Consider the following 7,692-nt stretch of genomic DNA (forward strand, 5'->3'; position numbering starts at 1 on the left):
CCGGATCCCGGGGCCGGCCGGGCAAGCACCGGCCGGTCCCGGGGGTGGTGCTACCTGCCCTCAAGGGCCCAGCGGAGCAGTTCCTCCGCCGCCTGTCGGCCGGCCGCCGACTGCGCCTCCATGGCCTTCTTCAGCGCCTCCTCCGCCGCCGGCTGCATCTGCGGTCCACGGCCGAGACCACCGCCGGTCCCGTTGCCCTCGCGGGCCAGCCGGGCCACCTCCTCCACCAGCTGCCGGGCTGCCGCCTCCTGCGCCTCCATCGCCTTCTTCAGCGCCGGGTCCATCTGCGGGTCCATGGCTTCTCCCCCTCTCTCATCGGGCGGCCCCGGACGGGGCCGCCGCCGATCGAAAGCCGCACGCTTCATGATGACAGTGCGCTCAGTCCCCGGGAGGCGCCGCCGCCCTCGGACGGCCCGGCGGGAAGGGGATCTCGGCCAGCAGCGGGAGGAGTTGCTCCTCCTCGTGGTCGAGGTGCGCGATCAGCTCCTCGGACATCCGCTCCAACTCGGCCCGGAACCGGTCGGGGTCGGCCCCGGCGATGTCGGCGAGCAGCGCGCTCAGCCCCTGCTGGATGCGGGCGACCGTCCGGTGCTCGGCGGCGAGCCGCCGGAAGGTGTCCTCCAGGGCGGGGTGTGCGGCTTCGAGGGCGGGGAAGACGTGCGCGTCCTCGCCGGTGTGGTGGAACTCCAGTGCCTGGCAGAAGGCCAGGCAGTGCTGCCGGATCTGCAGTCCGAGGCCCGGTGCGGGCGCCGGCCCGCCGGTGTCGCGGTGCACGGCGTGCGCCGCGAAGTGCGCCTCGACCTCGGCGCGTACGTGGCGCAGCTGGGCGCGCAGCCACACGTGCACCTCGACGAGCTTGTCGGCGAGGCTCCGGACCTCGGCCGGCCCCTCCCCCGCCGCCGGGTCGTGGCGCTCCAGGACGACGACCGGGAGGGTCCGCGCCGTTGCGGCCTGGTACGTCGCGTACCCGGGCGCGGCGGCGACGGCGTGCGCGAACAGCCGGTCGCGGCGCTCGCCTTCGGCGGGGACGGCGATCGCCTCGAACGCCTCGCTCCCCGTCTCGACGCGGACGACGGGGTGGGCGAGCAGGTTGTGGTACCAGGCGGGATGACGGTGCGCTCCGAGGTTGGAGCCGATGACGAGGAGTCCGTCCTCGTGCGGGACGTATCCGAGCGGAGTGGTGTGCTCGGCGCCGGACTTGGCGCCCTTGGTGGTGAGCAGGAGCAGGTCGCTGCCTTCGAAGGGGCCGCCGACCTTGCCGCCGTTGGCGCGGAACTCGTCGATGACCCATTGGTTGAAGGATGCAGGCGTGGGCTTGGGCGTGGGCATGGGAAGTCTGGTCTCCCTGGAGCGCGGTGCTGGGGTGAAGGGCACGCCGAGGGGTACGGGTACGCCGTCGGCGGGGCAGCGCAGGGGCGCGGGGGCGCCGGTGCGGAGCCGGATGATGGATCAGGCGTGGCCTGTGAGGAAAGGAGGACTCATGGGGTCGTCCCTGGTGAAGGGTGGTCGCCCGATCGCCGGCCGGCCCAGATCTCTTTGGCCGGCGCCACGCGCCACACCCTGCATTAAACGATCATCCGCATGCGCTGTCAACGCGCCCCGGTACCGCGGCGGTCAGTGGCGGACCAGGCAGAACGGGTGGCCCGCCGGGTCCGCATAGACCCGCCAGTCATCGGTGTCGGGGCGGGCGTCGAGGAGGGTGGCGCCGCCGGCCAGTGCCTGCTCGTGGGCCCGGTCCAGGTCCGGGACACCGAAGTCGAGGTGGAACTGCTGCGGGCGGTCCGGGTCCGGCCAGTGCGGCGGCCGGTGGTCCGCGACCCGCTGGAAGGCGAGGACGAGACCGGACGGGGTGTGCAGCGTCGCCCACTCCTCGTCGACGGACCACCGCGGGTCCGGCCGGTTCACGGTGCCGCCCACGACCGACCGGTAGAACCCGGCGAGGAGCAGCGGATCGGGGCAGTCCAGGACCACGCACTGGAGCTCGGCCGCCACGCGCACCGCGCCCGGGTCCTCGGGGCGCGCGGGCTCCGGCCGGGCCAGGGCCGCGTCCAGCATCCGGCGTGCGGCGGCGGCCAGTTCGGCGCGGTCCGGGGCCGGGCGGGAGCGGGCGAGGGCGCCGACCAGCCGGTCGTAGAGCAGGCCGTCGGTCCAGGCGACGAGCAGTTCGGCGGCCTCCCGGGGCCGCGGTGCGCCCAGCGCCGCGAGGATCGCGGCGGCCCGGCCGCGGGCGGCCTGGCCCGCACGGTGGAACTCCGGCTCCAGCTCCGGGTTCCGCGCCGCCTCCAAGCTGAGCTCGAAGCGGGCCAGCTGCCGGGCCCGCCCGCTGGTCAGCCACCGGTGCAGGAGGGCGGCCAGGGCGGCCGCGACCGCGTCCCGGTCGGCCGCCGCCGGGCGGTCGTCGCCCTCGTAGTCCGCCACGTCCAGTTCGGCGAGCCGCTGGTAGCAGGCCCCGATCAGGGCCGTCTTCGTACGGAAGTAGTACGAGGTGCTGCCGGCCGGGAGCTGCGCCGCGCCGTCGACGGCCCGGTGGGTGAGCCCGCGCAGTCCGGCAGTCGCGACCAGGTCGATGGCCGTGTCGGCGATCAGCGTCCTGCGGTCGGTGCGCTCGCCGCGTCCGGTTCGGGCTTCCTCGTCTTCGCCGGGGCGGCCGGCTCCAGGGGTGGACATGCCCTCACTCTACAGCTGTAGAGTGAGGGCCCGACGCCTCTACGGATGTAGAGGATCGGCAGAGCCGAGCCAGTGGTGCGCGAGCGAACGGAGAGGTCATGTCCCAGCGTCATGCGGTCGTGGCAGGTGCGGGAATCGGCGGGCTCACGGCGGCGGTGGCCCTGCACCGCCGCGGCTGGCGGGTCACCGTGTGCGAGCGGGCCCCGGGGCCGTCCGCCGCCGGCGCGGGCATCGTCCTCGCCCCCAACGCCCTGCGCGCCTTCGACGCGATCGGCTTCGACCCCGGGCGCGTCGCGGGCCGGGCCGTCCCCGCCGCCATGGGGCTGCGCCGGCCGGGCGGCCGCTGGCTGAACCGCGCCGACACCGCGGCGATGGCCGCCCGCTACGGCCGGCCCCCGCTCGCCGTGCAGCGCGCCGCCCTCGCCGCCGGCCTGGCCGCGCAGCTCCCTGCGGGCACGATCAGGTACGGGGCCGCGGTCACCGCCGTCGACGGCCCCGACACCGCCCCCGTGGTCCGCACCGCCGGCGGCGACCTCACCGCCGACGTGGTGGTGGCCGCCGACGGCATCAACAGCCCGACCCGCCGCAGCCACTTCCCCGGCCACCCCGGCCTGCGCTACAGCGGGGAGACCGCCTGGCGCACGGTGCTGCCGGCCGGGGCCCTCGCCGGAGCACTGCGGGGCGCACCGCCGGCGGCCGCCGAGACCTGGGGCCGCGGCGAGCGCTTCGGCATCGTCCCGCTCGGCGACGGCAGCGTGTACGTGTACGCCACCGCCGTCGTCCCGGAAGGCCACCGTCCCGCCGACGTACGCGCCGAACTGCAGCGCCGCTACGGTACCTGGCACGACCCCGTCCCCGCCCTCGTCGAGCGGATCGACCCGGCGGCCGTCCTCCAGCACGACCTGTTCGACCTGGCCGCCCCGCTCCCCCGCCACCACAGCGGCCGGCTCGTCTGGCTCGGCGACGCCGCCCACGCCATGACCCCCAACCTCGGGCAGGGCGGCTGCCAGGCCGTCGAGGACGCCGTCGTCCTCGCACACCTGCTGGACGGCGGCGACGTACCCGCCGCCCTGGCCGCCTACAGCGCCGCCCGGTGCGCCCGTACGGACGCCGTCCGGGTCCGGGCGCACCGCGCCGGCCGGGTGGCCGCGCTCACCCACCCCCTCGCGGTGGCCGTGCGCGACCTCGCGATCCGGGCCACCCCGGCGCGCGCCGCGTACCGGGCGCTGGACGACCTGTTCAACGGGTTCACCCTTCCGGCGGAGCCGGTTCCGGCATAAAACGCCCCGCGCCGCGGTTGACGCCCATCGGCATCCGGTCGACCGACCGTCGACCAACCCCCCAGCGCAGGGAGGCCCGCATGAGCCCCGCAGACACCGCCGACACCCCGGACATCGACTGGGACCACCCGAAGGACCCCGGCCCGGGCTGGCAGCTCGACCACCTCCGGCAGTACGTCGACTCGGGCGGCACCGAGGGCCTCACCTGGCAGGGCGTCCAGGCGCTGCTGCTCACCACCCTCGGCCGGGTCTCCGGCCGCCCCGTGCGGACCCCGCTGTTCTACGGCGAGGCCGACGGCCGCTACCTGCTGGTGGCCTCCAAGGGCGGCTCCCCCGAGCACCCGCTGTGGTACCGGAACCTGACGGCGCATCCGGAGGTGCGCATCCAGGTCGGCCCGCGCATCATGCAGGCGACCGCCCGCACGGCGACGGCCGAGGAGCGCGCCGCGTACTGGCCCGTCATGGTGGGGCTTTGGCCCGCGTACGACGAGTACCAGAGCAAGACGGACCGCGAGATCCCGCTCGTGGTGATCGAGCCCGTCGAGGAACCGGTCGAACCGGTCGGATAGCGGACGGCGGTGGCGCCGGGCCCTCAGCGGCCCAGCGCCGCCATCGCCGCATTGTGCCCGGGGACCCCGCTGACGCCGCCACCGCGCACCGCGCCCGCCCCGCACAGCAGGACGTTGGGGTACGGGGTCTCCACGCCCCACCGGCCCGGAACGCCATCCCCGCCCGTGGCCCCGTCCCTGCGCGCGCCCCCGTCGGCATAAGGCCAGGACAGTTCCCGGTGGAAGATGTGCCCGCCGGGCAGGCGCAGTTCGCGTTCCAGGTCCAGCGGGGTCTTGGCCTCGATGCAGGGCCGTCCGTCCGCGTCGAAGGCCAGGCAGTCGGTGAGGGGTTCGGCGAGGTGGGCGTCGAGCTGGGCCAGGGTGGCGGTCAGCAGCACCTCGCGCGTGCCCTGGTTGTCTTTCTCGAACAGCCGCGCCGGGGTGTGCAGCCCGAACAGGGTGAGCGTCTGGTAGCCCTGCTCGACCAGCTCCGGCCCGAGGATCGAGGGGTCGGTCAGCGAGTGGCAGTAGATCTCGGAGGGCGGTACGGAGGGCAGCTCGCCGGCGGCGGCCTCGGCGTGGGCCCGGGCGAGCTCCGCGTACCCCTCGGCGATGTGGAAGGTGCCGCCGAACGCCTCGCGCGGGTCCACCGAGGTGTCCCGCAGCCGGGGCAGCCGCCTCAGCAGCATGTTGACCTTGAGCTGGGCCCCCTCGGGGGCGGGCAGCGGCGGCTCCTGGCCGAGCAGTTCGGCCAGCGCCCGCGGGGAGGCTGCGACGAGCACGGTCCGGCCCACGACCCGCCCCTCGCCGGTCGCGGTACGGAAGGCCACCTCGACGGGTGCGCCGCTGCCGTCGGTGTCGATCCGGAGCACCTCGTGCCCGGTGGCGATCTGCGCGCCGGCCGCCCGCGCCGCCTCGGCCAGCGCGCCCGTGAGCGCTCCCATGCCACCGACCGGGACGTCCCAGTCTCCCGTGCCGCCGCCGATGACGTGGTACAGGAAGCAGCGGTTCTGCACCAGCGACGGATCGTGCGCGTCGGCGAACGTGCCGATCAGGGCATCGGTGAGGACCACGCCCCGCACCAGGTCGTCGTCGAAGTGCTCCTCGATCGCCCGCCCGATGGGCTCCTCGAACAGCATCCGCCAGGCCGCCTCGTCGTCGATGCGGGAGCGCAGCTCCGCCCGCGTCGGCAGCGGCTCGGTGAGGGTGGGGAAGACCCTGCCGGCGACCCGCCCGGTCGTCCCGTAGAAGGCCCGCCAACTGTCGTACTCGCGCTGCGAGCCGGTCAGCCGCGCGAAGGACTCCCGGGTGCGGGCCTCGTCGCCGCCGACGAGCAGCCCGCCGGGGCGGCCGCCGCGCTCGACGGGCGTGTACGAGGAGACGGCGCGCTTGCGGACGGCGAAGCGCAGGCCCAGGTCGCGCACGATCTTCGCGGGGAGGAGGGAGACGAGGTAGGAGTAGCGCGAGAGCCGGGCGTCGACGCCCGCGAAGGGGCTGGTGGAGACCGCGGCCCCGCCGGTGGTGGCGAGGCGTTCCAGGAGCAGGACCGAGCGGCCCGCCCGGGCCAGGTACGCGGCAGCGACCAGGCCGTTGTGCCCGCCGCCCACGATCACCGCGTCGTAGAGGTCGCGCTGCGGGGGCCGGTCCGTGTTCCGCTGCCCGTTCCGCTGCCCGTCCGGCTGCTCGTCCCGCTGCGTGTCGCCCTGCGCGTCCCGCCCGAAGCTGGTCATGGCTCTTGGTAGCACACCTGGCCGAGCCGCTCCAGACAGTGCGCCTCGTCGGCGTGGGCCGCGACCGTGTCCGGATGGTCGTCGCCGAGGGAGCGCTCGCGGATGCCGGCGAGCTCCCGGTAGACGGGCAGGGCCTCGTCCCAGCGGCCCAGCCGGCCGAGCCCGACGGCGAGTTCGCGGCGGCTGACCAGGGTGTCGGGGTGCTCGGCGCCGAGGGCCGCGGCGCGGGCCGCGGCGACCTGCCGGGCCTCGGCGACGGCCTCCTCCCAGCGGTCGAGGCGGCCGAGGTTGACGCCGAGGACGTGCCGGGCGCGCAGCGTCTCCGGGTCGGCGGCCCCGTACGCCCGGGTGCGGTCGCGGACCAGGCCCCGGAACAGGTCCAGGGCCTGGGACGCGCGGCCGCTGCGGCCGAGCGCGATGCCGACCTCGTAGCGGGCGGCGAGGGTGTCGGGATGGTCGCGGCCGAGGACGCGTTCCCGTACGGCGGCGACCTCGCGGAAGCCGTCGAGGGCCTCCTCCCAGCGTTCGAGGCGGCCCAGCGCGTACGCCGCCTCGTACCGGGTCAGCAGCGTGTCCGGGTGCTCGGGGCCGAGGACGACCGCCCGGTCCGCGGCGGTCTCGGCGGCGGCGTGGTGGGCCTCGGCGTGCCGGCCGAGCGCCCCGAGGGCGCAGGCCAGGTTGTGGCGGCAGTGCAGGGTGTCGCGGTGGAGCGGGCCCATGCTGCGCTCGCGGCCGACAAGCACCGCGCGGTACACGTCGTAGGCCTCCTGGTGGCGGCCGAGCCGGCCCAGTTCGTACGCCGCCTCCTGGCGCGCGGCGAGGGTGTCGGGGTGGTCGGCGCCCAGGAGCCGGGTGCGCCCGTGGGCGACGGCCTCGTACGTGGCCAGCGCCTCCTCGGGGCGCCCGGACCGGCTGAGCGCGAAGGCCCGGGCGTGGCCGGCGGCGAGCGCGGCGGCGGAGCCGGTGTCGGAGTCGAAGCGGGCGGCGCCGAGCGCGTCGAGCCCCGTGCCGATGCCGATGCCCGTGCCCATGCCGGTGGCGGTGCCCGTGCCGGGTCCGGGGCCGTGGAAGCCGGTGGGGACCGGCACCCCGTACGGTGCGGTCCGCGGGTCCTCCGACGCGGCGGGCCGCAGGATCCGCTGCCCGCCGCTCGTCCATGAGCCGGTGAGTACAGCCCATTCGCCGCTCGCGGGGCGGGCTTCGATTCCGGCCTTGCGGCCGGCGGTCATGCCGTGGGCCCAGGCGGGCAGCGGGGCCGCGACGCCGGCCGCCGCGGTGTGGCCGGTGCCGAGGCGGGCCTCGACGAGCCGGCGGTGCAGGTCGCGGGCGTCGCCCGGGCGGTCCTCGGGGCGCTTGGCCAGCAGGTCGAGGATCACCTGCTCGATGTACTCGGGCAGCTCGGGGCGGTGCCGCCGCGGCGGCCGGCGTCGCGGCCCCGCTGCCCGCCTGGGCCCACGGCATGACCGC

7 protein-coding genes and 1 pseudogene are annotated in these 7,692 nt (G+C 76.1%); 2 read left to right on the forward strand and 6 right to left on the reverse strand.

Annotated elements, in window-relative coordinates; all coding sequences use genetic code 11:
* Positions 1–50: 50 nt before the first annotated feature.
* From ABZ924_RS14270 to ABZ924_RS14285, 4 genes and pseudogenes are all read right to left on the reverse strand, one after another.
* On the reverse strand, positions 51–296 hold the full coding sequence (locus ABZ924_RS14270; protein ID WP_361908149.1) for a hypothetical protein: 246 nt from the start codon (positions 294–296) through the stop codon (positions 51–53).
* 82 nt (positions 297–378) lie between these two features.
* Positions 379–1,329 carry a nitroreductase/quinone reductase family protein gene (locus ABZ924_RS14275; RefSeq protein WP_361908152.1) on the reverse strand — a complete coding sequence of 317 codons (951 nt, stop codon included), beginning with the start codon at positions 1,327–1,329 and terminating at the stop codon, positions 379–381.
* A gap of 285 nt (positions 1,330–1,614) precedes the next feature.
* Entirely contained in the window at positions 1,615–1,992 is a 378-nt protein-coding gene (locus ABZ924_RS14280) for a VOC family protein (protein ID WP_361908339.1), read from the reverse strand.
* Between the two features lie 66 nt (positions 1,993–2,058).
* Positions 2,059–2,667: pseudogene (locus ABZ924_RS14285) on the reverse strand (TetR/AcrR family transcriptional regulator); the annotation flags it as partial.
* Between the two features lie 98 nt (positions 2,668–2,765).
* Between ABZ924_RS14285 and ABZ924_RS14290 the strand changes: the two are divergent.
* Both ABZ924_RS14290 and ABZ924_RS14295 read left to right on the forward strand, forming a co-directional pair.
* Entirely contained in the window at positions 2,766–3,947 is a 1,182-nt protein-coding gene (locus tag ABZ924_RS14290) for an FAD-dependent monooxygenase (protein WP_361908155.1), read from the forward strand.
* 80 nt (positions 3,948–4,027) lie between these two features.
* A complete protein-coding gene (locus tag ABZ924_RS14295) occupies positions 4,028–4,516 on the forward strand; it encodes a nitroreductase family deazaflavin-dependent oxidoreductase (RefSeq protein ID WP_361908158.1) in 489 nt (162 codons plus the stop codon).
* A 23-nt stretch (positions 4,517–4,539) separates the two neighbouring features.
* Here the strand turns inward: ABZ924_RS14295 and ABZ924_RS14300 are convergent, their stop codons facing one another.
* Together ABZ924_RS14300 and ABZ924_RS14305 are read right to left on the reverse strand one after the other, a co-directional pair.
* On the reverse strand, positions 4,540–6,225 hold the full coding sequence (locus ABZ924_RS14300) for an NAD(P)/FAD-dependent oxidoreductase (RefSeq protein ID WP_361908160.1): 1,686 nt from the start codon (positions 6,223–6,225) through the stop codon (positions 4,540–4,542).
* The coding region (locus tag ABZ924_RS14305) for a tetratricopeptide repeat protein (RefSeq protein WP_361908163.1) at positions 6,222–7,692 on the reverse strand (1,471 nt) is incomplete at its 5' end. The genes ABZ924_RS14305 and ABZ924_RS14300, both read right to left, overlap by 4 nt.

Source organism: Streptomyces sp. NPDC046876 (assembly GCF_040645035.1).
Lineage (GTDB): Bacteria > Actinomycetota > Actinomycetes > Streptomycetales > Streptomycetaceae > Streptomyces.